We start from the raw sequence: 23177 nt of genomic DNA, 5'->3' as shown, positions 1-23177 counted from the left end.
GACTTCACGGATTTCCGGCCCACGGCCGGCCCGCATAATTTAAGGGCTCAAGGATACGTTGTTTGCACATCCTTGGCCGCCCGACGTTGCTTCAGCCAGTCGCTCCTAGGGCATGGGCCAGATACTTCCGATAATTGCCGGCCCAGTCAGGCGCCCAAATCTCCTCCGAGAGCGCCTCTGTTTGCCCAGCCTGAGGCGCCTGCAGCGACTCCACCAGCTCCCGGGCATCAACGAAGCCACAGAATGGATGCTGCGGATAACTGAAACGCGCCTTGGCAGTCTCCCAAAGCAGTACGCGGCCCGCTATTCCCTGCGCCTCGAACAGGCCCGTGGAAACCTCTCCGACCACCGCATGAGCCGTGGCAAACGAACTGTAGATATCCCGATTGGGATCGATCAGCACATCGCCAGCGCGTCCTTCGGGAAAACGCAACTGGACCTCGGCACGTTCCAACGGGTGCGGCCGCAGCACGATGCGGTAACGCCCGCGCAGCAACTGCGCCAGCTCCTGAGCCAAGGCCAGGTACAGCGAGAATTCGATGCCGTCACCCAACAGCAGGATGTCGGTTTGCTCCGTCTCGGCAAACGCCATGCTCCGACGCTGCTCACTATAGTGCGGGTTGCCGATCACCCACTTGTGCACCGGCACGTTGATCTGGCTGTTCCACCAGGCACCGTAACCCAGGAAGTCATGCGGCAGGCAGGCACGATACGCCTCGCTTTCGCGCAACACCGGTGCATAGCAATAGGCGTCGTGACCGCCGGAGACCATGCCGTGCTGGGGCTCCGCCACGCGGACACCCATCTCACGCGCGACCTGATTGAAGGGTGCAAAATCCCCGTAGCAGGCCTGCTCCAGTAGTACCAGGCGCGGCTGTACCCGTTCCAGCAGACGGCGATAGGCAAATTGCATCACGGGCAGGCGCGCCAGCTTGCGCGCCTGCATGCCGACCAGCATGTCCATGTTCGAATCGGCGATGGTCAGCCCCAGCAACTGCGAGGCCCGCTGCCTGGCGTATTCGAGCAGTTCTCGCGCGACTGCCAGATGGTGTTCACGCGTCAGCAGGCGACCCGCCACCGTGATTGCGCCCTGCCAGGGCAGCCAGTAGGCGACTCGCTGGTTCCAGCGCGGGTGCGGTAGGTGCCAGTCCACAACGCCTTCGACCATCACCGTGTCCGCGGGAGCCTCCTGCGCCAGATAATCGGTGATGCGGTTGAACCAGCGACCCTCGCGCTGAAAATGCCCGGCACCGGTGCCGACCACCAACACCTCACCGCGCATCCGACCCTGCTGCAGATTGTGACCCAGTACCCGGCCAAGTGCCCCCAATGCCTGTCGACGCGGCACTGCCGGCACGGCCTCGACCAGCGGCGCCTGCTGGTAGTAAAGGTCGGAGATCAGCTGACGCAGGAACTGATTACGCACCAGCGGCCAGAGCAGCACACCGCTGCGCGGGCAACGAAACTCAAGAAACGTCGGATCGTTTTCAATCTCGATCAGTTGGGCAAGACTGGGCCGCGGCACTAGATGAGATCCCAGCTGATGGGGGTGCCTCGCCTGATCGCCTGCGTGGCCCGTTTGCCGATGACCTGTTCGAAATATTTCGGCGGCAGGCCCAGGCCCGGGCGAATGATGCGGACATTGCAGGGTGACAGCAGCTCACCGGCGGCGATGTCTTCGCTGGCGTAGATCGAACGGCGGAACACCCGGCTCTTCTCCTCGGCAGCGGTAGCGCCATAGCTGACGCAGCCCAGCGACTGCCAGGCCCGCTCGGTCTCGACGACCAATTGCGCCATCTCCTGCGGTTCCATGGAAAAGGCGCTGTCGACCCCTCCCTCGGCACGGCTCAGCGTGAAGTGTTTTTCCACCACGCTTGCGCCCAACGCGACGGCCGCTACGGACACGCCGACGCCCATGGTGTGATCGGAAAGACCGGCTTCGCAGCCGAACAGCTCGCGCAGGTGTGGAATAGTCAGGATGTTGGTGTTCTCCGGCGACGCCGGGTAAGTGCTGGTGCACTTGAGCAGGATCAGGTCCTTGCAGCCCGCCTGCCGCGCGGCACGGACCGTCTCGTCCAACTCGGCGACCGTGGCCATGCCGGTGGAAATGATCATCGGCTTGCCGGTCGCAGCCACACGGCGGATCAACGGCAGGTCGGTGTTCTCGAAGGACGCGATCTTGTAGCAGGACACGTCTAGCGACTCGAGAAACTCCACGGCCTTGTCATCGAAGGGCGTGCTGAAGGCAATCATACCCAGCTCGCGCGCCCGGTCGAAGATCGGCTTGTGCCATTCCCAGGGGGTGAATGCCTCGCCATACAGCTTGTACAGGGAGGTGCCGGCCCAGAGGCTATTGGGATCACTGATATGGAACTCGCCTTCATCCAGATCCAGCGTCATCGAATCCGCCGTGTAGGTCTGGATCTTCAGCGCATGGGCACCCGTGCGGGCCGCTGCCTCCACGATCTGCAGTGCACGCTCCAGAGACTGATTGTGGTTGCCGGACATCTCGGCAATGACGAAAGGCGCGTGACCACGGCCAATGCAACGGTTTTCGATCTTGATTGATTCAGTCATAGCTCATGCAGCTTCTTTGAAAACAGCGTGTTGTCGACGTCATAGCCTGCGGCCATGAACAACCCTTTGGAGACCGTGTTGCCACCCAAGACCTGCGCATGCAGCTGCCGCACCTCGCGGCAATGCTCCATGAGCCAATCCTCGGCACTTTGCAACAGATCGCCCCCGCGACAGCGAACCGGTGCTTCGGGGACGAGATAGATAGAGACTTCGGCGCCTTCGCCTTCCACGTCGAAGCGCACGACCCCCACGGGGGCTTCGCCCTGATAGGCAATCAGCAGTTTGCGTCGAGGATCAGCGAGCACACCGGAGAGCCAACGGCAGTGGTCCTCCCAGGCGATCTCGTTCTGGTTGCGTGAAACGGCACGAATCCTAGGGTGATTGCGCCAACAGTACAGATGCTTGGAATCCTCCGCGCGCGCCTCGCGCAGGCTCAACCCGCTGCAGCCCATGCGCGTGGCCAGGCGCTGAGCACCCAGGCCATCCACGGCAGCCGTGCCTGAGCGTGAGATCAACTGCCGCAAGGCAGCGTTATGCAGCAACGCCGGCAAGTGCATGGCAAGGGTCGCCTGCATGTCCGCACCTAGCTCGGGTGCATAGACCAGACCCTCCGCAGCCGCATCGGCCAACTGCCGCGTCTGGTTATCCGCAGTGCTCAGCGCCAGGGTCGGCAATCCCAGACTGCAACGCTCCCAGGTCGCAGTACCGCCCGCCCCGATGGCGAGATCGGCACCCGCCATCAGTTCGGCCATCCGCGAAGTCTGCACATGGCAACGAAAACCCTCGGCCTGACACAACAACTCGATCGCCGCGCGCTGCGGGTGCTGCGCGCCAAGCACCACATCCACTTCGAAGTTGGCCGAACCAACGTCCGCCAGCGCCGTCAGTGCCTGCCCGGTGAAATTGCGAGCGTCGACACCGCCGAAGAACACCAGCACGCGCCTGACCTGAGCCCGCGGGCCGGCCAGGGTCTCACGCAATTGCCGGAACTCCTCGCGCAGCAAGGCGAACCTGGGGCCCAATAACAGACGGCAGGCTTGCGGGACCTTGTCGGCGTAGCGTGTCTGCATGTCCTGATACAGGTTCTGATCGAGCAGCAGGTCGCAATCATGCCGTCGATCGGCAAGGTCATCGATGACCAGGATTCGTCCGGCGACCTGGCGCAGCTGAGTTTCCCAGCGGGAATCCAGAGCATAGTGGTCGACGATCAGCCAGTCATGCAGCTGCCCTTGCAGTGCCGCCAGGCAGTCGGCAGCATCGCTGACCTGATCGGTACCCAGCCAGTCCGAATGCGCCAGATCACCCACGCAGGTGCCCGCCTCGTGGACAGGCAGATGCCGCAGGGTATGGCCCTGACGCTGCACCAATTGCTGCAGATGCGCAGGCAAGTCACGGCTGAGAAAAACGCATTGCGCGCCACGCTTGAGCAGAGTGTCGGCCAGCGTCAGGCAACGCATGAAGTGCCCAGTACCGATCCTCTCGCTGGCATCGACGCGCAGAACCACCTTCACGGATTGGCCTCACCGACGAAGTTGCGCCGCACCGGAATGCCCGCAGCCTGCATCGCCGCCTTGGCCCCGGCCGGCGTCAGCTCGGTGAAATGGAAGATGCTCGCGGCGGCAACCGCCGAGGCGCCTGCCTGCTGTACCACATCGATCATGTGCTGGTAGCTCCCCGCACCGCCGGAGGCGATCACCGGGATATCCACGGCACGCGCGACGCGCTCCACCAGCGCCAGGTCATAGCCGGTCATGCTGCCGTCGCGCTCGATGGAGGTCAGCAGTATCTCGCCGGCACCACGGTCAGCCAGCTCGCGCGCCCAGGCCAGCACTTCACGGCCGGTATCCTGGGTGCCGGCGTGACTGAAGCAGCGGTAGTCACCCTCATCCAGGCGGCGCACGTCGATGCTGGCCACCACGCATTGCGCGCCAAAGCGCGACGCGGCTGCATCGATCAACCCCGGCTCGGCATAGGCCGCACTGTTGACGGCGATCTTGTCGGCACCGCTGTGCAGCAGCGCCAGCACCTGTTCCAGACTGCTGATGCCACCGCCCACGGTCAGCGGCACCGCGCATTCCTCGGAGAAATCGTTTACCGAGTCATGATCCGGCAGCTCGCTTTCCAGGGTGGCGTTGATATCCACCAGGATCAACTCGTCGACATCACGCGCGTTGTAGACCTTGACCGCCGGCAGTACCGGCCCGACCCGACGCCAGCTATCGAAGCCGACACCTTTCACCAGGCCCAGCCCCTTCCAGAGTAGGGTCGGAATGACACGAACCTTCAGCATGGCGAATAACTCAGGAAGTTGCGCAACAGGCGACGCCCGGCCTTCGAGCTTTTTTCTGGGTGGAACTGACAGCCGAATACATGATCACGGCGCACCGCCGCTGTCAGGCCGACGCCATAAGGCACGCTCGCGAGCAAGTGCTCGCGTTGCTCGGGAACGAAGGCGTAGCTGTGTACGAAATAAAAATCTGCGGCGGACGGAATGCCCTCGAAGAGAACGTCTTGCTCCGCGTGACACACCTCGTTCCAACCCACATGCGGAATACGCAGCGCGCAGCCCAAGGTGTCAAGGCGACGTACCTGCCCGGGAATCAAGCCGAGACCAGGCGTGACACCACCTTCGTGCCCCTCCCCGGCTAGCATCTGCATACCCAGACAGATTCCCAGCAGAGGTTTGCCCTGCTCGCCCACCAGCTCGCGCAACGCATCGCTCCAGCCGCCCTGGTCCAGGTGCGCCATGCCCTCGGCAAAGGCACCTACGCCAGGCAGGACGATGCGATTGACGTCGTAAAGTGCAGACGGGTGATTGGCGATCAGCGGCTCGGCGCCCAGCTCCTCGAAGGCCCGGCGAACCGAGCCTAGGTTGCCCATCCCATAGTTAACGATGGCGATCTTCATGGATTGTCGTGATTCAGCTTCTCGAGGTTGCCATGCCGATCCTTCACCAACGTACCCGAGGCATCACGCTTGAAGATCTTCTTGTTGGTGAAGCGGTCACAGATCTTGATGAACTCGTCGGTGGTCATTTCCAGTGGCTCGAGAATTTCGGCCAGCGGCTTGCCCAGGTAGCTCCAGGGGAACTTGCCGTCGCGCGCCTTGACGATCTCGATGGCGTCCTGACGCGTGATACGACCCCGCCGCACGTGCAGGCAGGCGATGTCGGTCGCGCGGGAAAAGCCGAACTTCAGATACTTGAAGTAGTCGTGGATGCCGGTCTGGTGGTTGTCGAGGTTCTCGTAATTCACCATCGAGCCTTCGACAGGCTCGTCGTAAGTAACAAAGCCGTTGGCCTGGGCGATCAGTGCATTCGACAAGCCATCCCAGGGCAGGTAATGGCCGAGGAACAGGCCGGTCACGCCGACGCGCTGCAGCTCCTCGTCGGATGGGTACTGATACGGCAACAGATGGCGCTGCTCGATGCCGTAGGTCTCGGACAAATCTGACACGCGCAAGCCGAGCAGGCCGCCGAACTCTTCCAGCCAGCGCCGGGTCAAGGTGTTGTTCTCGGTCGCCGCCGCCGGGCCTCCGTACTCGTTCTGCGAGTTCTCACCCCAGACGATCAGAGGCACGTTGTACTGCACCGCTGCACGCACCGGAATGGTGAAGATGCCGACGTGCTCCGGCCAGGAGATATCACCCACCTCGGTCAGACCGATGCGATTGAGCTTGGCGCGCACCAGAGGATTGGGCGTGAAAGCCACATGGTCGACGCCCAGGCGTTGCAGGTTCTCGATATTGCGCCGGCCGATTTCGCTCAGGTCGCAGGTTGTCGAGGTCACGCACAGCGGATTGAGGCCCAGCTGCAACATGCGAATCACCTGGTAGGTGCTGTCCTTACCGCCGCTCACCGGAACGATGCAGTCCCAATTGCTGCCATGCTTGCGGTATTTCTCAAGCAGCGTCAGCAGCTCGCTCTTGCGCTGGTCCCAATCGACTTCCTTGCGCTTCTCGTACGAGCGGCAGGCGTTGCAGACGCCCTCTTCGTCAATATGCAGATCCGGCTTGGTGTGCGGCATCACGCAACGAACACAGTACTTGAGCATCTCAGGCCCCCTTTTCCATCAGGAACCAGGTGATGTCGTCCTGCGGGAACGCAGGATCGCGGCGATAGGCGAAGCCGTAATCGACCAGCTTCAGATCCAGATACTTGTCCATCATCTCGCCGGCAAAATCGCGCTTGAACAGCCGGTCGGCATGACCGCGGTAGGAGATCGCCACGGGCGACGGATTGTAGTACTCACATACCAGCACAAAGCGACGGGACGCGGTGTAGAGCTTCTCGTAGACCACCGGCAGCATGTCCGGATTAATGTGGATGAGCACACCCTTGATCAGCGAAAGGTCCACCTGCTGCTCAACCGGGTAGTTGAAAATCGAACCTTCGTAGACGTTGTCCTGGCCGATGTGCGAGCGCAGCTGGGCTGCCGCATCGGGGTTGATCTCCACGCCGTGCAGAGCCACATCCGGATAGAGCAACTGCAAGGCACGCAGGTTCATCCCGATGTTGGCGCCAAACTCGATTGCCGAGCCGACCCGACCCGCCTGCTTGAGCGCCTTGGTGAAGAAATTCAGGTTGGAAGCCAGCAGCTGCTGGCTGTCGTTACGGCCGATGTACTCGGAGCCGAACTCGCCCGCCCAGAAGCCTTCCTGCGGCGTCACATAATCCGATGCACTCATTGTGTCTTGTCACTCGTCATTTGTTTGAAGATCATTTCAGCGCGAATCCAATCGTCCATGTCATCGATGTCCTGCACTCTCCAGCGCGGAATGGCGACGGGCATCGAGTGGCGATCGAAAATTCTCAGCCCCTGCGTCCAGGCGTCGGGGCGGCCCCAATAGAACTGCGCGGCATCGTGCAGAGCCACGGGCAAATCCTGGGAACGTGTCGAGAAGTACCCTGAAAACAGCATGGCGAGTCCACCTTCGGGCAACGCCTGGAAGGCGCGATAGACCGACGGCGAGAACTCGGCAACCGAGAAAGCATATGCCCAATCGCCCGATTGCAAAACCTCAAGACCGCGTTTCAGGTCTTGTGCCTGTATCAGCGGCGCAGTGGCATAGATGCAGCAGACCGTAGCCACAACCGGGCCCTGGGCCTCGAGCCAGCGGGTGGCATGGGCAATCACCTCGGTGGTGCCGGCATAGTCGTCGGATAGCTCCGGCGGGCGGACGAACGGTGTTTCCGCGCCCCACTCCCGCGCCACCTCGGCGATCTCTTCATCGTCCGTGGAGACAATGATGCGTTCGAACAGGCCGCTTTGCTGCGCCGCCAGGATCGACCAGGCGATCATCGGCCGGCCGCAGAAGGTCTTGATGTTCTTGCGCGGAATGCGCTTGCTACCGCCTCGCGCCGGAATGACCGCTACGTTCAAGACAACGCCTCGCGCAGCAGATCGACGACGCACCGCTGCTCTGCATCGGTCAGGTCATAGAACAGCGGCAGGCTGAAGGCTTCGGCGAAATAACGCTCCGCCTCCGGGAAGTCACCCGGCTTGAAACCCAAATTGCGGTAATAGGGCTGGGTATGCACGGGGATGTAGTGCACCTGCACCCAGACGTCCGCGGCACGCAAACGGGAAAACACCTCAAGCCGACGTTCCGCCGGAACACGAATCGGGTACAGATGCCAGGCCGACTCTTCACTGGGTTGCGGCAAGACGATGGGCAGGTCGACCAGCAGTTCATGGTACTGGCGCACCAGTTCCCGCCGTCTGGCGATGAACTGCGGCAGACGGGCCAACTGGCTCTGCCCCAGCGCAGCCTGCAGATTGGTCATGCGGTAATTTAAGCCCAGCTCGATCTGCTGGTACTCCCAGGGGCCCTGAGGAACACTCACCAGCTCGTCGCTGCCCTGGGCGATGCCATGGGTACGCAGGCGCACCAGACGCTTCGCCAGCGCGGTGTCGTTGCTCAGCAGCATGCCGCCCTCACCCGTGGTGATGATCTTTACCGGATGAAAGCTGAACACGGTGACGTCGCTGTACTGACAGGCCCCCACCGGTACACCGTCATGGCTCGCCCCCACGGCATGCGAAGCATCTTCGATCACGCGAAAGCCATACTCCCGGGCCAACTGCCCGATGGCGCGCATATCGCAACTGCGCCCGGAAAAGTGCACCGGGATCACCACCTTCGGCAGGCGCCCGGCCAAACGCGCAGCTGCCAGCTTCTCGGCCAGGCGCTCCACGCTGATGTTGAGCGTTTGCGGATCGATGTCGACGAAGTCCACATCCGCGCCGCAGTAGCGCGCGCAATTGGCACTGGCAACGAAGGTGTTCGGACTGGTCCAGACCAGGTCCCCCGGGCCGACATCCAACGCCAGACAGGCAATGTGCAGAGCCGCAGTGGCGTTGCTTACCGCCACCGCGTGCTGCGCCTGACAGGCCGCGGCAACGGCCTGCTCGAAGCTGGCGATACCCGGACCCTGGGTCAGCCATTCAGAACGCAGGACATCCACCACTGCGGCGATATCGTCATCACTAATATTTTGTCGACCGTAAGGAATCATAAGTTCCACATCACATATTTAACCGAAATCACAACTATTCATGCAGTTGGAAGGATTTTTTTCTAATCAACTTCGCCGGAACACCGCCCCATATCTCATTGGGCGGAATATCCTTGACCACTACACTGTTCGCACCAACAACACTGTTCTCACCTATCCGAACGCCCGGATTTACAAGCACATTAGCGCCAATCCAACACGCATCACCAATCAGCACGTCCCCGCTCTTTGATGGAACTGGCTTTATGCGAAGATCACTGTCTGCACGCATTGACTCGGTAAATATCCGAACATTCGAGGAAATATGACAACCCCACCCAATTACGACACTGCAACCTAACGATGCCTGCACTGTCGAGTTACCCCCAATATAACTGCATTCGCCCAACACAATTCGCCCATCACCATAGAGCAGAATATTCTTTCCGTTAAAGCGAAAGCCAGGAGACACCTCATACCGCCTGCGAAAATCCAAATAAATGGCGCGCCAGTAGACAGCCGCCATCAGCAGTAAAAACCTTACAAAGTATCGATTAAGACTAACCAGCATTTAAATGCCCTCTCTTGCTAAACAGAGAGCCCCATGGAAGAGGAAAAACACGCTGCGCCAGGTACCAAGCACCTAGGAAAAACAGCAACTGAACCAAAACATACGCCAAAGCCGCCCCACTCACACCCATGCTGCCAACCAATGCATAGGTAAGAAAGATACTTATCACGCCAACAACCAATGTAAGTTTCGCCAGCAGCCTGGTCCGTTCAAAAAAGAACAGAAAACCCGCCACCACGTAATACATCCCCATGAAAGCATTACCGAAACCTATCAACTGCGCTATTGGCAAAGAAGCACCGTATTGCTCTCCAACAATAAGCGGATAGAGATATGGCAGTGATGCGACATAGCCGAGCGCCAGCACCATGAACCCCAGAAAAACGGCAGCGCACTGCCTCACGATGCGCACGCCTGAGGCAGGGTCTTGATTCTTGAGCTCAGAGAAAAGATGGGGACCGAAGGCTTTGACAAATGCATCAGCCAACAAACCGACCACCATACCCATCTGCACCCCCACCGCGTACGCACCTGTCACCCCAATCCCCAGCAGGTGAGTAATGATGAAACGGTCACTCATGGCGATCATCATGGCCCCCACGGCATGAGGGATCAACGGGACACCAAAGTTCAAGGCAGCCCGTATGTACTCGCGATCAATGCTCCAACGCACCAACGCCCGCCGCTGCAAACCATAGAGCGCCAGACCAGCGAACAGGAATACCGCAACGCAGATCCCCAGAACCCGCCCTTCCCAGCCCAGCCCAAGCAACAGAATCAACCCCAGTGACAGCCCGAGATTCAAGGCCGTCTGCAGAATCTGGAACAGGCCATAACTCCAAACCTCGTTCCTGACCTGCCAAACCACCAGACGTACCTGCACCACAGCTTGCGCAGCTGACGCCAAGACAGCCACAAGCAGCCATCCTTCTGGGATCTCGACCCAACGGGAAAGCGGTCCTGCCATCAACCACACACTCAGCAGAACCAGACTTGTGCTGACGGCTAAGAGCCCAAGACAGGTTCCTACGAAACGCGGATGATCCGTGTCTGCATCGAAATGCCGTACACTCACAGCGCCATGGATACTGAGACCGGTAAAGGCCGTCAGTACGCTTACGACAGTAGCGAACATGGTCACTACGCCGTATTCAGCGGGCGCCAGAACCCGAGTCAGTACTGGCAGCAACAGAAACGGGATCGCGCTGTTGATGACATTCGCCAGCGCGTAGGTAGCGGTGGAGTTCACCAGCCGTTTCAATACAGTCATGCGCTTCGCAGCAACGCTTTCTGTAGAGCGTCAATGACCGCAGCCTGCTGCGCCACGCCAAGATACGGATGCATCGGCAGGCTCATCACCCGCTCGGCAATGGCATCGCCCACCGGCAGGCGCGCAGCGTCGTCCTTCACTGCCGGCTGGCGGTTGAGCGGGACCGGGTAATGCACAGCGGTCGGAATGCCGGCGACCTTGAGGCGCTCCTGCACCCGGTCGCGGTCGCTGACCTGCACGGTGTACTGGGCCCAGGCACTGAAGTTGTGCGCTTCGACGAAGGGCGCAGCGATGCCGGCCTCGCCGAGCAGGCGGGCATAGCCCTGAGCAGCCTTCTCCCTAAGCTCAAGTTCGCGCGGAAATATCTCCAGCTTGAGCAGCAGGATCGCTGCCTGCAGGGTGTCCAGACGACTGTTCACACCAACGCGGATATGGTGATAGCGACGGTCCTGGCCGTGCCGGGCGATCTGCCGCAGCACCTTGGCCAGCTCGTCGTCACTGGTGAAGATCGCCCCGCCGTCGCCGTAGCAGCCCAGCGGCTTGCTGGGGAAGAAGCTGGTGCAGGCGATGGTCGTCAGGTTGCAGGAGCGCTGGCCTTCATAGGTGGCGCCGAAGCTCTGCGCAGCGTCCTCGATGACCGGGATGCCATGCTTTGCGGCAATGGCGTTGATGGCATCGAAATCAGCGCACTGGCCATACAGAGAGACCGGGATGATCGCCTTGGTACGCGGAGTGATGGCGGCTTCGAGCAACTGCGGATCGAGGTTGTAGGTGCGCGGGCAGACGTCCACGTATACCGGCTTGGCGCCTAGCAGTGCGACGGTCTCGGCCGTGGCGATATAGGTGAAACCCGGGGTGATGACCTCGTCGCCCGGACCTATGCCCAGCGCCATCTGGGCGATCTGCAGGGCATCGGTGCCATTGGCCACACTGATGCAGTATTTCGCGCCGACGAAAGCCGCGAGCTTTTCTTCCAGCTCGTTGACCTCCGGTCCAAGGATGTACTGGCCATGCGCGAGCACGCGCTGGATGCCAGCGTCGATTTTTTCCTTGATCAGCGCCTGCTGGGCCTTGAGGTCGATGAACTCAATCACGCCACGCTCTCCTTGCTCAATACACTGCCACGCAGAATATACCGCGCACTAGTGTGGATGCATGGCGCGCTGCCCTCACCTTCCAGCGGCAGTTCCAGCTGTTCACCAAACTCGCTCATCCAGCCAATCTGCCGTGCTGGCACGCCGACCATCAGGGCGTAGGCAGGCACATTTTTGTTGATCACAGCGCCGGCGCCAACGAAGGCAAACTCGCCGATGGTCACGCCACAGACGATGGTGCAGTTGGCACCAAGCGTGGCGCCCCGCCTGACCAAGGTGTCACGGTATTCACTCTTGCGCTCAATCAGCGAACGCGGGTTGTAGACATTGGTGAAGACCATGCTCGGCCCGCAGAACACGCCGTCCTCCAAAGTCACGCCGTCGTAAACCGAGACATTGTTCTGGATCTTACAGTGATCTCCGATGACTACTTGGTTACCGATGAAGACGTTCTGGCCGAGCGAGACGCCCTGACCAATGCGGGCCCCACCACAAACATGCACAAAGTGCCAGATACGCGACCCTTCGCCAATCTGCGCTCCATCGTCAACAATCGCGCTAGGATGCTGGTAATGACTCATGGCTCAACCCAGCAGGCGGACGAGGAACGGATGGCCTTCGTTGTCGCGGGCAGACACAGGCCTGAGGGTGCGAATGCGCTCGACCGTTTCCACGCAGTGGCGTGCGTCCTCGATGCCGTAGCCCTTGCCATCCAGGATGGCCTGGTAGCTGACGGTATGTAAGTCAGTGAAACCTTCGGAGAATTCGATTTCGCTACCGTCGCAGGTGATCGAGCGATAGGTCGGCTTCTTGCCCTTAACCGAATCTGGCAGATCGTTGGCATCTATAGAAAGAAACCAACGTACTCGCGCCCGCTCATACTCCAGATAACCAGCCGCCTTGTGCTCATTGGCGAAGTGCACGACATTGCGCTGCAACTTGCCGAAGATGAAGTGCAACATATCGAAGAAGTGCACGCCGATATTGGTAGCGACACCAAAGGACTTCCGCAGATCGCCCTTCCAGCTCTCCATGTACCACTTGCCGCGACTGGTGATGTAAGTCAGCTCGACCTCGTGCTTATGCTCTTGTCGCCCGGCCTCGACCCGCTGCTTCAGATCGATAATCGCCTGGTGATGACGTAACTGCAGGATGTTATACAAGCGCTTGCCGGTTTCACGTTCAACCAGAGCCAAATCGTCCAGAAGCGCACTATTCGGCACCAGCGGCTTTTCGCAGATGACGTCGCAACCCAGACGCAGCCCGGCAGTGATATGCGAGTGATGCAGGTAGTTGGGCGAGCAGACCGAGACGATATCCAGCGCAGTTGCGGGATCACGCTTCAGGCGCCAGGCGTAGTCGTAAAAACGTTCAAATTCGGTGAAGAATTCACTCTGCGGCGAGAGGCTGTCGATAATACCGACCGAGTCATTGATGTCGTAGGCGCAGGCCAGCTCGTTGCCGGTATCCTTGATGGCACGCATGTGGCGAGGGGCTATATAGCCGGCGGCGCCGATTAAAGCGAAGCGTTTCATTGTGCGAGTTCCGAAAGCGGTTGCAAGCAGCGAGGCCGACGATGTCGGCCCCAACGATCAGGCCTTGATAACGTTGGCAGCGGGCGCGCGGTATTTTCCGCGGCTATCCACAACCAGCCGCGCATGACGCAGAATCAGGTCGTAATCGAAGCGATCATGATCGGTGGCCAACACCACGGCATCAAAGGAAGCCAGATTCTCGGCAGTCAACACCTCACTGGACAGCTCGAAGTGATGCTCACGCATCTTCGGGAATACCGGGACATGCGGGTCGCTGTAGGCAACTTTTCCACCCTTAGCCTCGATTAGCTCCATGATTTCCACCGATGGTGATTCGCGCATGTCGTCTACATTTTTCTTGTAGGCGATACCTAGCACCAAAACGCGGCTCCCCTTGAGCGCCAACCCCTGATCGTTCAGGCCATCCATCAACTTGCCCAGCACATACTCAGGCATTGCCTTATTAACCTCACCGGAAAGCTCGATGAAGCGAGTATGCAGGCCATACTCGCGGGCCTTCCAAGTTAAATAGAAAGGGTCGATCGGGATGCAGTGACCGCCCAGGCCAGGCCCCGGGTAGTAAGGGGTAAAACCAAACGGCTTGGTCCCGGCGGCATCCACTACTTCGAAGATATCAATCCCCATACGGTCGGCGACAATCTTCATCTCATTCACCAGACCGATGTTGACCGCACGATGGATATTCTCCAGCAACTTGGTCATTTCCGCTGCTTTGGTTGAGCTTACCGGCACCACCTCATCAATAGCCTGCTCATACAGAGCAATCCCTACCTGCAAGCACTGCGGAGTGTGGCCACCGACCACCTTGGGAATGGAGCGCGTTTCAAAGTTAGGATTGCCTGGATCCTCACGCTCTGGGGAGTAGACGAGAAAGATATCCTCACCCACCTTGAGCCCGCCCTCCTGCACACGTGGCAGTAACTCTTCCTCAGTAGTACCTGGGTACGTTGTGCTTTCTAGTGAGACCACCTGTCCAGCGCGCAGGTGAGGCTTGATGGCATCTGTAGTGTTAATCACGAAGCTCATATCGGGCTCGCGATACTTATTGAGCGGCGTTGGCACGCAAAGGATCAGCGCATCACACTCCGCAACTCGGGAAAAATCCGTTGTTGCCTCAAAGCCATTGGCGCGCGCCTGAGCCACCTGCTCACTTGGAATGTGCTCAATATAAGTTCGCCCAGCGTTGAGCTTCTCTACCTTGCCACTATCAATATCCAGCCCCAAAACCCGATACCCAATGGCGCTGTAGCGCAGCATGAGTGGAAGGCCGACGTAGCCAAGGCCGACAATGCCAACACAGGCCTCTTTGGACTTAAGGCGAGAAATAATTTTATCCATCTAACCAAGAACTCCCAACACAACACAGCTCCCTTAACCATCCATTTAGGAGCACCACCCAAAACCCTCCATACCCTACCATTGCTAAGAGGGGAATGACCCAGCAAATTCTCGCACACCTAAGACATCAAGCCGCAAGCGCTTTAAGACAGGCCAACTTATTTGCGCACGAGAAACGAAAAACCCCGATGCCTTTAGACATCGGGGTTTTAAATTATGGTGCCCAGAGACGGAATCGAACCGCCGACACGGGGATTTTCAATCCCCTGCTCTACCGACTGAGCTATCTGGGCAACGGCGCGTATTAAACGTTCGCAGCGCTTTTGTGTCAACCCACGAATGCGAAAAAATTCAGCAATTACCGATATTTACGTGCCGAACCAGTCACGGCGCGGGTTTCTCAGGGGGTGCTGTTTGGGTTTTCTTCTTGGGCGCCGCGTGGCTCAGGGAGGTATTTGCCTTGGCGCAGGTCGTGGAAGTAGCGGTCGTAGCGGCCTGACTCGCGGTACATGGCCAAGCGCTTGTTGAAGCGCTTGAGCAGTTCATGGCTGTCGGGACGCGAGCGTGGCACCAGCAGGAAGCTCAGGTTATTCAGCAGCGGCTTGGGGTGGTGGGTGATGCGCGCCACGTCATCGGCAACAAAATGGGTGAGCAGCGCGGTGTAGCCGACGTTGACCTCTTGCGGGTACAGGTCGATGCGCCCGCGCAGCAGTTTGCTGAAGTTTTGCTCATCGGTGTGCACGCGCTCCATATACAGGCGGCCGGTGCTGAGATAGGCATCCATCTCCGGGCCGTAGCTGTACTCAAGCCCACCGCCGAGCTTTTTGCCGAGCAAGTCGGACAGCTTGCTCCAAGTGAACTTGTCTTGCTGCAGATGAAAGAAGACAAACTGCTCGTTAAGCACTGGGTCGCTGTAGAGAAAATCCGCTTCGCGCTCTTTCTTGCGCATCCACACGGCGGTGCCGGCGTACTTGCCTGCTGCCGCATCGGCGTAGGCGCGCGTCCAGGGCAGAAAGCGAAAGCGCACGTCGTAGCCTTCATCTTTGAGCACGTCGCTGATCAGGTGGGCCACCACGCCTTGGTGCTTGAAGTCTTTAGACAGGTACGGTGGCCAATCGCCCACCGACAACACCAAGGACTGGGCCGACGCCACGCCCGCGCCCCCCAATAGCCATATCAATGCAATGCATAGTCGCCGCATGCTCGCCCCTCACTCGCTTCAAACCAAGATTAGACCGTTCCCGGCTATGCGGCTATGGCGTGTCGCAAAACGCCGCCAAACGTAACAAAGCGGCGGTCACAGCGTGGCGCTCCCAGCTTGGCAGTGCGGCCAGCCCGGCGAGTAAACCCGGTGGCAACAGCGGCGGCGCATCGCTGAGCAGCGCCTGCCCTGCGGGGCTGATGCACAGCCAATGGCGGCGTTTGTCCAGCTCATCGCGCTCGCGGGTGAGCCAGCCTTGCTCGCTCATGCGCTCCAACATGCCCGACAGCGTTGCCGCACTTAAGCTGACCCGCTGGCTCAACTGACTGGCGGTCAGGCGCCCCTCCACATGGAGCATTTGCAGAATCATCTGCTTGGTCGGGGTTAAACCACCCGGCAGGCCACCGCGTTTGGCGTGCACCTCGCAGGCATGCTGCAACTTGCGCAAGGCGCCGAACAAGGTGGAGTCCAGCTCGCCAAGCTCACTGTCGGCAGCTGTCATATTTATTTCATCTCGAACTTTTAAATCATCCATATACCAACCAATAAAACGAGAAATTACTTTGACATGAAAGCAATTTTTTGTTTCGCTGTATAGGGCCCGTGGACGTAAGACGGCTAACAACAGCAATCGCAGACAGGCGCAATAAGCCCTGCTCAGCGCCCCACTGGCGCACCGCACGCTGTTAATTGCCGCCGTGACATGGGCTTTTTCGTTAGCTACCAGTCAAGGAATTTATGTGCGGATTAGCCGGAGAGTTTCGCTTTGATGGCCGCGCGGCCGACCTCGCCGCGGTTGAACGTATTACCCATCACCTCACCCCGCGTGGGCCCGACGCCCATGGCAGTTTCAGCCAGGGGCCTGTCGCGCTAGGTCACCGCCGTTTAAAGGTGATGGATTTGGCCGATGCCAGCGGCCAGCCGATGGTCGATAACCACCTGGGCCTGACCCTAGTGTTTAACGGCGCCATTTATAACTACCCAGAGCTGCGCGAAGAACTGCGCCAGCTGGGCTATCAGTTTTTCAGCGAGGGCGATACGGAAGTCCTGCTCAAGGCCTATCACGCTTGGGGCGAGGCCATGCTGCCCAAGCTCAACGGCATGTTCGCCCTGGCGATTTGGGAGCGCGACAGCAGGCGCCTGTTCATGGCCCGCGACCGCCTCGGCATCAAGCCGCTGTACTACAGCCACAACGCCCAGCGGTTGCGCTTTGCCTCTAGCCTGCCGGCGTTGCTGCAAGGCGGCGATATCGCCAAAACCATCGACCCCGTAGCGCTCAACCACTACATGAGCTTTCACGCTGTGGTGCCTGCGCCGCGCACCTTGCTCAGCGATGTGCGCAAGTTGCCTGCCGGGCACTGGCGCCGCATCGAGGCCAACGGTGAAGTGGAAGAAAAGCAGTGGTGGCAGCTGGACTTCGGCCCGCGCCGCGACGAAGTGCCGTTTGCGCTAGAAGACTGGCGCGATGCGCTGCTCGACACCCTGCGCAACTCCGTCAGCCTGCGCCACCGCGCCGCGCTGGATGTCGGCGTGCTGCTCTCCGGCGGGGTGGATTCCAGCTTGCTGGTCGGTCTGCTCAGTGAGGCCGGTGCCAAGCCCCTGTCGACCTTCTCGATTGGCTTTGAAGATGCCGGCGGCGAGCGCGGTGACGAGTTCCAATACTCCGACCTGATCGCCCAGCATTACGGCACCGAGCATCATCAGCTGCGCATTGGCGAGGCGGAGATTCTCGAACAGCTGCCCGGCGCCTTCGCGGCGATGAGCGAGCCTATGGTCAGCCACGACTGCATCGCTTTCTATTTGCTCTCGCGCGAAGTGTCCAAGCACTGCACCGTAGTGCAGAGCGGCCAAGGCGCCGACGAGCTGTTTGCCGGCTACCACTGGTACCCGAAGATCGACGGCGCCAGCGATGCCCTCGGCGCTTATCGCGAAGCCTTCTTCGACCGCGATCACAGCGAATACCTAAGCAGCGTGCAAAGTGCCTGGCATGGCGCGGATTGGGCTGGCGAGTTTGTTCGCGAGCATTTCCAAGCGCCCGGCGCCAGCAATGCGCTGGACAAGGCCCTGCGCTTAGACAGCACGGTGATGCTGGTCGATGACCCGGTCAAACGCGTCGACAACATGACCATGGCCTGGGGCCTGGAGGCGCGCACACCGTTTTTGGATCACCACGTTGCCGAACTCGCCGCTCGCATTCCCGGTCGTTTCAAGCTGCCGCAAGGCGGTAAGCACGTGCTGAAAGAAGCCTCGCGCTTGGTGATTCCGCACGCGGTGATCGACCGCCCGAAAGGCTACTTCCCGGTGCCGGGGCTGAAGCACATCGAAGGCGCGACGCTGGATTGGGTGCGCAACCTGCTGCTCGACCCCAGCCAAGATCGCGGCCTGTTCGAGATCGGCGCGCTGGATCGCCTGCTCGGCAACCCCAAGGCGCAACTCACCCCGCTGCGTGGCAACAAGCTCTGGCAGATGGCCGCGCTCAACCTTTGGCTCGACCAACACGGACTGTGATCATGAAAGCCCATCGTCTGGAACAGCGCCTGCGGCGCCATCACCCACCCAGCTACAAGCGCCTCAAGCAGCGCCTAGCGCGTGGCGCTCGCGGCAGCACGCCCAGCCCGCAAGCCATCCACTGTGGCTGGGGGCGCCTGCTCTTGGGCCAGACCTACCCGGACGCGCAAACCCTCGCCCAAGCACTGCTCGAAGAAGACCGCGGCGAGCGCGACATCGCCCTGTATGTGGCCGCGCCGCAGCAGGTGCTGGCCTACGCGCCGCAGCAGCTGTTTCTCGACCCCTCCGACACCTTGCGGGTCAACTTCAGCGATTACCGCCAAGCCAAGCGCGCGTTTCGTGGTTTTCGCATTCGCCGCGCCAGCAGCAGCGCCGACTGGCAGGGCCTAAATGCCCTCTACAGTCAGCACAAGATGCTCAGCGTCGACCCCGAGCGCCTCACCCCTGCCGAAGATGGCGGCCCCACCTACTGGCTAGCCGAAGACAGCCACAGCGGGGCGATCATTGGTGGTGTGATGGGCTTGGATCACCACAAAGCCTTCGCCGACCCCGAGCAAGGCTGCAGCCTGTGGTGCTTGGCGGTGGATGCCGACTGCCGCCGCCCCGGCGTGGGCGAAAGCCTGGTGCGGCACCTGATTGAGCATTACCAAAGCCGTGGCCGGCATCACTTGGATTTATCCGTGCTGCACACCAACAGCTTGGCCAAGCGCCTGTACGACAAGCTGGGCTTTCGTGAGCTGCCGACCTTTGCCCTAAAACGCAAAAACGGCTTTAACGAACCGCTGTTTGTTGGCCCCGGCGATTACGACGCGCTCAACCCCTATGCGCGCATCATCGTCGACGAAGCGCTGCGCCGCGGGATTGCCGTGGATGTCGCCGATGCGCAAAGCGGCTTGTTCACCCTCACCCACGGTGGCCGGCAGGTGCGCTGCCGCGAGTCGTTAAGCGACTTAACCAGCGCGGTGAGCATGACCTTGTGCCAAGACAAAACCCTCACCCACCGCTGCCTAGCGCGGGCCGGGCTCAAGCAACCGGCGCAACGTTTAGCCAGCGACACGGTGCGCAACCACACCTTTTTAGCCGAGCACGGCGCCGTGGTGGTTAAGCCGGCCAACGGCGAGCAAGGCCAAGGCGTGGCGGTGGACATCCGCACCACGGCCGCCTTGCAGCAGGCCATCGACAACGCCCGTCAGTTCGACAGCAACGTGGTGCTGGAGAGCTACCACGCCGGCTACGACTTGCGCGTTTTGGTGATTGGCTACGAAGTGGTCGCCGCCGCCGTACGCCACCCGGCGCAGATCATTGGCGATGGCCAGCACAGCATCGAAGCGCTGATCGAAACCCAGAGCCGCCGCCGTCAAGCGGCGACCGGTGGCGAGAGCCGTATTCCGCTGGATGATGAAACCGAGCGCACCCTAGGCGCCGCTGGCTATCGGTTGGACAGCATTCTGCCCGCCGGCCAGCACCTCACGGTGCGCAAAACCGCCAACCTGCACACCGGCGGCCACCTAGAAGACGTCACCGCCAGCTTGCACCCAGCGCTCGCCGAGGCCGCCGTGCAAGCCGCCCGCGCCTTGCAGATTCCGATGGTCGGCATCGACCTGCTGGTGCCCGACGCGCAAGGCCCCGACTACGTGATCATCGAGGCCAACGAACGCGCCGGGCTGGCCAACCACGCCCCGCAACCCACCGCCGAACGGTTTATCGACTTGTTATTCCCGCACTCGGCCGACACCCTGCCCAGCAAGGAGTAAACATGCCTGCGCAGCCCATGCCTGCTGTCGATCTCGATTACCTGCAACGCGTGCTGCTGGAGACGCTCGCCATCCCCAGCCCCACCGGCTTTACCGACACCTTAGTGCGCTACGTGGCCGAGCGTTTAGACGAACTCGGCGTGCCCTACGAACTGACCCGCCGTGGCACCCTGCGCGCCACCCTCAAGGGCCGCCAAGCCAGCCCTGACCGGGCGATTGCCGTGCACCTCGACACCATCGGCGCCTGCGTGCGCGAGATCAAAGCCAACGGCCGTCTGAGCCTAGCGCCGGTGGGCTGCTGGTCGAGCCGCTTTGCCGAAGGCAGCCGGGTGAGCCTGTTCACCGATCACACCGTGCTGCGCGGCAGTGTGCTGCCGCTGTTGGCCTCCGGCCATGCGTTCAACACCCAAGTGGATGAACTGCCGGTGAGCTGGGATAACGTCGAATTGCGTCTGGATGCCAACATCGACAACGCCGCCGATGCCGCCGCGCTGGGCATTGCCGTGGGCGATGTGGTGGCCTTCGACCCGCTGCCCGAATTCAGCGACAGCGGCCATATCAGCTCGCGCCATTTGGACGACAAAGCCGGCGTAGCGGCACTGCTGGCGGCGATCAAGATGCATCAGGAAAGCGGCTTGGCGCTGCCGATTGACTGCCACCCGCTGTTCACCGTCACCGAAGAAATCGGCTCCGGCGCCGCCGGCGCGCTGCCGTGGGATGTCAGCGAGTTTGTTGGCATCGACATCGCCCCGGTGGCCGAAGGGCAGAACTCGGCCGAGCGGCAGGTGAGCATCGCCATGCAAGACTCCGGCGGCCCTTACGACTATCACCTCTCGCGCCACCTGCTGCGCTTGGCCGAACGCAGCGGCCTTAATGTACGCCGCGATGTGTTCCGCTATTACCACAGCGACGCGCAATCGGCGGTGACCGCCGGGCACGACATCCGCACCGCGCTACTGGCCTTTGGCTGCGACGCCACGCATGGCTACGAGCGCACGCATATCGACAGCCTGCGTGACTTAAGCCAGCTGCTGTTTGCCTACTTACACAGCGACCCGGTGTTCGCCAGCGATGCCGCGCCCGCCGAGGCGAGCCTGGCGACCTTCGCCCAGCAGCTAGAGGGCGACGCGCAAATGGCCAACGACACGCAAGTGCCGCCACTCACCGAAGTGCTCGGCAAGCAGCGCTGATGAATTGCCTGGCAAAATCCAGCCAGCTCACTCGTTGCGCGGCAAACCGTGCGCGCGCAGCTTGTTGGCAATAGTGGTGTGCGACACGCCCAGCCGCTGGCCTAGCTGGCGGCTGCTGGGGTGCTCTCTATACAGACGCTCCAGCACCACTTTCTCGAAGCGGCCGACGATCTCGTCCAGCGTGCCGTCTAAGGTGAAGTCGCCCAGCGCATGCCCGGCACCGTAGTCCGGCAGACGAATGTGCTGCGCGCAGATCTGCCCGCCCTCGCACAGCGACACCGCCTGATACAGCACGTTTTCCAGCTGCCGCACATTGCCCGGCCAGTGATAGCTGCGCAGGCTGGCGAGCGCCGCTTCGCCGAGGGTGGGCAGCGCGCAACCGATTTGCCGACTGGCTTGATCAAGAAAGTGCGCAGCCAGCGGCGCTAAGCCGTCGAGGCATTCGCGCAGCGGGGGAATATGCAGGCTCAGCACATTTAAGCGGTGATACAGGTCTTGGCGAAACGCGCCGCGCGCGCACAGCTCGGACAAATCGCGCTGACTGGCGCAGATCACCCGCACATCGAGGCGAATCTCCTCATCGCTGCCCACCCGGCGAAAGCTGCCGTCTTGCAGAAAGCGCAGCAGCTTAGCCTGCAAGCGCGGGCTCATCTCCGCCACACTGTCTAAAAATAAAGTGCCGCCAGCGGTGAGTTCTAACAGGCCGAGCTTGCCCTCTTCACGCGCACCGGCAAAAGCACCGGGGGCGTAACCGAATAGCTCGGTCTCGGCCATCGACTCCGGTAGCGCCGCGCAGTTCAGCGCCATAAACGCTGCTTGCCCGCGCGGACTGGCTAAGTGACAAGCACGCGCCAGCAGCTCTTTGCCGGTGCCGGTTTCGCCTTCAATCAATAGCGGCGCATCCAACGGCGCCATGCGCCGCGCCTCACGCACCACGGCCGCCATGGCCTTAGAGCTTTGAAAGATACTGTCGAAGCCACGCAGCTCTTGTTTGCGCAGCTGATAAATGCGCTCGCCCAATTGCGCCGGGCGATGCAGCGACAACACCGCGCCAGCCAACGCCTCGCCGGCGTGCTCGGGGGTGAGTGGAGCGATATCGGCGAGCAGCTCTTGCTCGGCAATGCGCACCCGCAAGCCATTGATACGCGCTTGATTGCCACGCACCAAAGCCGGCACATCCAGCGCGCAGTAATGCGCCAAGGCCAAACCCGGCACCTCATCCACGCGCACGCCCAGCAGCTGCGCGGCGGCACGATTGGCGGCGACAATCGCGCCGTGCATATCCACCGACAGCACGGGAAACTCCAGCGCGCCGAGCAGCGCGTTAAGCTCCAGATGCTGCCGCTCGCTGGGCATCAGGCTCACCCGGCGCACCTCAAACACCCCGGGGATGGCGGTTAAGCGCGGCTCCAGCGCTTGCAGCTGCAACTTCATCAGGTTGGGGCAGTGCAGATAGATGGCATTGCCGCGCTCGCCACCCACTTCGCCGCGCTGGATATTCACCCCGTAGGCGACCAGCTCGTCGAGGATGTCGCGCAGAATGCCGAGACGGTTCTGACAGTGCAGGCGTAAGCGCATAGAGGCCCTCGCTAGATAGAAACCTGTGCCGCAGCACAATTCCC

General features: G+C 60.9%; 21 protein-coding genes and 1 tRNA gene. 3 read left to right on the top strand and 19 right to left on the bottom strand.

Going from position 1 to position 23177, the window contains the following annotated elements; all coding sequences use genetic code 11:
* Window positions 1-91: 91 nt before the first annotated feature.
* From BMX80_RS11265 to BMX80_RS11180, 18 genes are all read right to left on the bottom strand, one after another.
* Window positions 92-1525, bottom strand: coding sequence for a hypothetical protein (locus BMX80_RS11265; protein ID WP_074868475.1), 1434 nt, complete (start codon window positions 1523-1525; stop codon window positions 92-94).
* Window positions 1525-2577, bottom strand: coding sequence for a pseudaminic acid synthase (gene pseI, locus BMX80_RS11260; protein ID WP_074868472.1), 1053 nt, complete (start codon window positions 2575-2577; stop codon window positions 1525-1527). Before pseI ends, BMX80_RS11265 begins: the two co-directional genes overlap by 1 nt.
* Window positions 2574-4088, bottom strand: a complete 1515-nt coding sequence (gene pseG / locus BMX80_RS11255) for a UDP-2,4-diacetamido-2,4,6-trideoxy-beta-L-altropyranose hydrolase (protein WP_074868469.1) — start codon at window positions 4086-4088, stop codon at window positions 2574-2576. Before pseG ends, pseI begins: the two co-directional genes overlap by 4 nt.
* Window positions 4085-4867 carry an imidazole glycerol phosphate synthase subunit HisF gene (hisF, locus tag BMX80_RS11250; RefSeq protein WP_074868466.1) on the bottom strand — a complete coding sequence of 261 codons (783 nt, stop codon included), beginning with the start codon at window positions 4865-4867 and terminating at the stop codon, window positions 4085-4087. The genes pseG and hisF overlap by 4 nt, the downstream gene beginning before the upstream one ends.
* Window positions 4861-5484, bottom strand: coding sequence for an imidazole glycerol phosphate synthase subunit HisH (gene hisH, locus BMX80_RS11245; RefSeq protein ID WP_074868464.1), 624 nt, complete (start codon window positions 5482-5484; stop codon window positions 4861-4863). The genes hisF and hisH overlap by 7 nt, the downstream gene beginning before the upstream one ends.
* Entirely contained in the window at window positions 5481-6629 is a 1149-nt protein-coding gene (locus BMX80_RS11240) for an N-acetyl sugar amidotransferase (protein WP_074868461.1), read from the bottom strand. Before BMX80_RS11240 ends, hisH begins: the two co-directional genes overlap by 4 nt.
* Window position 6630: 1 nt before the next feature.
* On the bottom strand, window positions 6631-7263 hold the full coding sequence (locus BMX80_RS11235; protein WP_074868458.1) for a pseudaminic acid biosynthesis-associated methylase: 633 nt from the start codon (window positions 7261-7263) through the stop codon (window positions 6631-6633).
* Entirely contained in the window at window positions 7260-7958 is a 699-nt protein-coding gene (gene pseF, locus BMX80_RS11230) for a pseudaminic acid cytidylyltransferase (protein ID WP_074868457.1), read from the bottom strand. The genes BMX80_RS11235 and pseF overlap by 4 nt, the downstream gene beginning before the upstream one ends.
* Window positions 7955-9094 (bottom strand): UDP-4-amino-4,6-dideoxy-N-acetyl-beta-L-altrosamine transaminase, encoded by a 1140-nt coding sequence (gene pseC / locus BMX80_RS11225; protein ID WP_074868454.1) that lies wholly within the window; start codon window positions 9092-9094, stop codon window positions 7955-7957. The genes pseF and pseC overlap by 4 nt, the downstream gene beginning before the upstream one ends.
* Before the next feature lie 34 nt (window positions 9095-9128).
* The gene (locus BMX80_RS11220; protein ID WP_083394310.1) at window positions 9129-9644 is read right to left on the bottom strand and encodes an acyltransferase; all 516 of its coding nucleotides are present in this window, start codon (window positions 9642-9644) and stop codon (window positions 9129-9131) included.
* Window positions 9634-10914, bottom strand: a complete 1281-nt coding sequence (locus BMX80_RS11215) for a lipopolysaccharide biosynthesis protein (protein WP_074868452.1) — start codon at window positions 10912-10914, stop codon at window positions 9634-9636. Before BMX80_RS11215 ends, BMX80_RS11220 begins: the two co-directional genes overlap by 11 nt.
* Window positions 10911-12008 carry a DegT/DnrJ/EryC1/StrS family aminotransferase gene (locus BMX80_RS11210; RefSeq protein WP_074868448.1) on the bottom strand — a complete coding sequence of 366 codons (1098 nt, stop codon included), beginning with the start codon at window positions 12006-12008 and terminating at the stop codon, window positions 10911-10913. The genes BMX80_RS11215 and BMX80_RS11210 overlap by 4 nt, the downstream gene beginning before the upstream one ends.
* The gene (gene wbpD / locus BMX80_RS11205) at window positions 12005-12589 is read right to left on the bottom strand and encodes a UDP-2-acetamido-3-amino-2,3-dideoxy-D-glucuronate N-acetyltransferase (protein ID WP_074868445.1); all 585 of its coding nucleotides are present in this window, start codon (window positions 12587-12589) and stop codon (window positions 12005-12007) included. The genes BMX80_RS11210 and wbpD overlap by 4 nt, the downstream gene beginning before the upstream one ends.
* A gap of 3 nt (window positions 12590-12592) precedes the next feature.
* Window positions 12593-13543: a Gfo/Idh/MocA family protein gene (locus tag BMX80_RS11200; RefSeq protein ID WP_074868442.1), complete on the bottom strand. Its 951-nt coding sequence runs from the start codon at window positions 13541-13543 to the stop codon at window positions 12593-12595.
* 57 nt (window positions 13544-13600) lie between these two features.
* A complete protein-coding gene (gene wbpA / locus BMX80_RS11195) occupies window positions 13601-14902 on the bottom strand; it encodes a UDP-N-acetyl-D-glucosamine 6-dehydrogenase (RefSeq protein ID WP_074868440.1) in 1302 nt (433 codons plus the stop codon).
* Between the two features lie 217 nt (window positions 14903-15119).
* Window positions 15120-15195 (bottom strand) — tRNA-Phe (locus tag BMX80_RS11190).
* Window positions 15196-15302: 107 nt separating this feature from the next.
* Window positions 15303-16055, bottom strand: a complete 753-nt coding sequence (locus tag BMX80_RS11185; protein ID WP_175474906.1) for a substrate-binding periplasmic protein — start codon at window positions 16053-16055, stop codon at window positions 15303-15305.
* A 100-nt stretch (window positions 16056-16155) separates the two neighbouring features.
* Complete coding sequence (locus BMX80_RS11180; RefSeq protein ID WP_139214098.1) at window positions 16156-16638, bottom strand: MarR family winged helix-turn-helix transcriptional regulator; 483 nt, start codon at window positions 16636-16638, stop codon at window positions 16156-16158.
* 203 nt (window positions 16639-16841) lie between these two features.
* On the opposite strand from BMX80_RS11180, the gene BMX80_RS11175 reads away from it, so the two are divergent.
* Genes BMX80_RS11175 through BMX80_RS11165 form a run of 3 tightly spaced genes read left to right on the top strand, consistent with a single transcriptional unit; the run spans window position 16842 to window position 21555 of the window.
* A complete protein-coding gene (locus BMX80_RS11175) occupies window positions 16842-18611 on the top strand; it encodes an N-acetylglutaminylglutamine amidotransferase (protein WP_074868430.1) in 1770 nt (589 codons plus the stop codon).
* Between the two features lie 2 nt (window positions 18612-18613).
* On the top strand, window positions 18614-20365 hold the full coding sequence (ngg, locus tag BMX80_RS11170) for an N-acetylglutaminylglutamine synthetase (protein WP_074868426.1): 1752 nt from the start codon (window positions 18614-18616) through the stop codon (window positions 20363-20365).
* Window positions 20366-20367: 2 nt separating this feature from the next.
* A complete protein-coding gene (locus tag BMX80_RS11165) occupies window positions 20368-21555 on the top strand; it encodes an osmoprotectant NAGGN system M42 family peptidase (RefSeq protein ID WP_074868423.1) in 1188 nt (395 codons plus the stop codon).
* Window positions 21556-21582: 27 nt separating this feature from the next.
* On the opposite strand, the gene BMX80_RS11160 is transcribed toward BMX80_RS11165, so the two are convergent.
* A complete protein-coding gene (locus tag BMX80_RS11160; protein WP_074868420.1) occupies window positions 21583-23133 on the bottom strand; it encodes a sigma-54-dependent transcriptional regulator in 1551 nt (516 codons plus the stop codon).
* Window positions 23134-23177: the final 44 nt, after the last annotated feature.

Source organism: Atopomonas hussainii (assembly GCF_900109735.1).
GTDB lineage: Bacteria > Pseudomonadota > Gammaproteobacteria > Pseudomonadales > Pseudomonadaceae > Atopomonas > Atopomonas hussainii.
The sequence above is the reverse complement of the archived record's forward strand: the minus strand, read 5'-3'. Positions and strand labels throughout refer to the sequence as shown.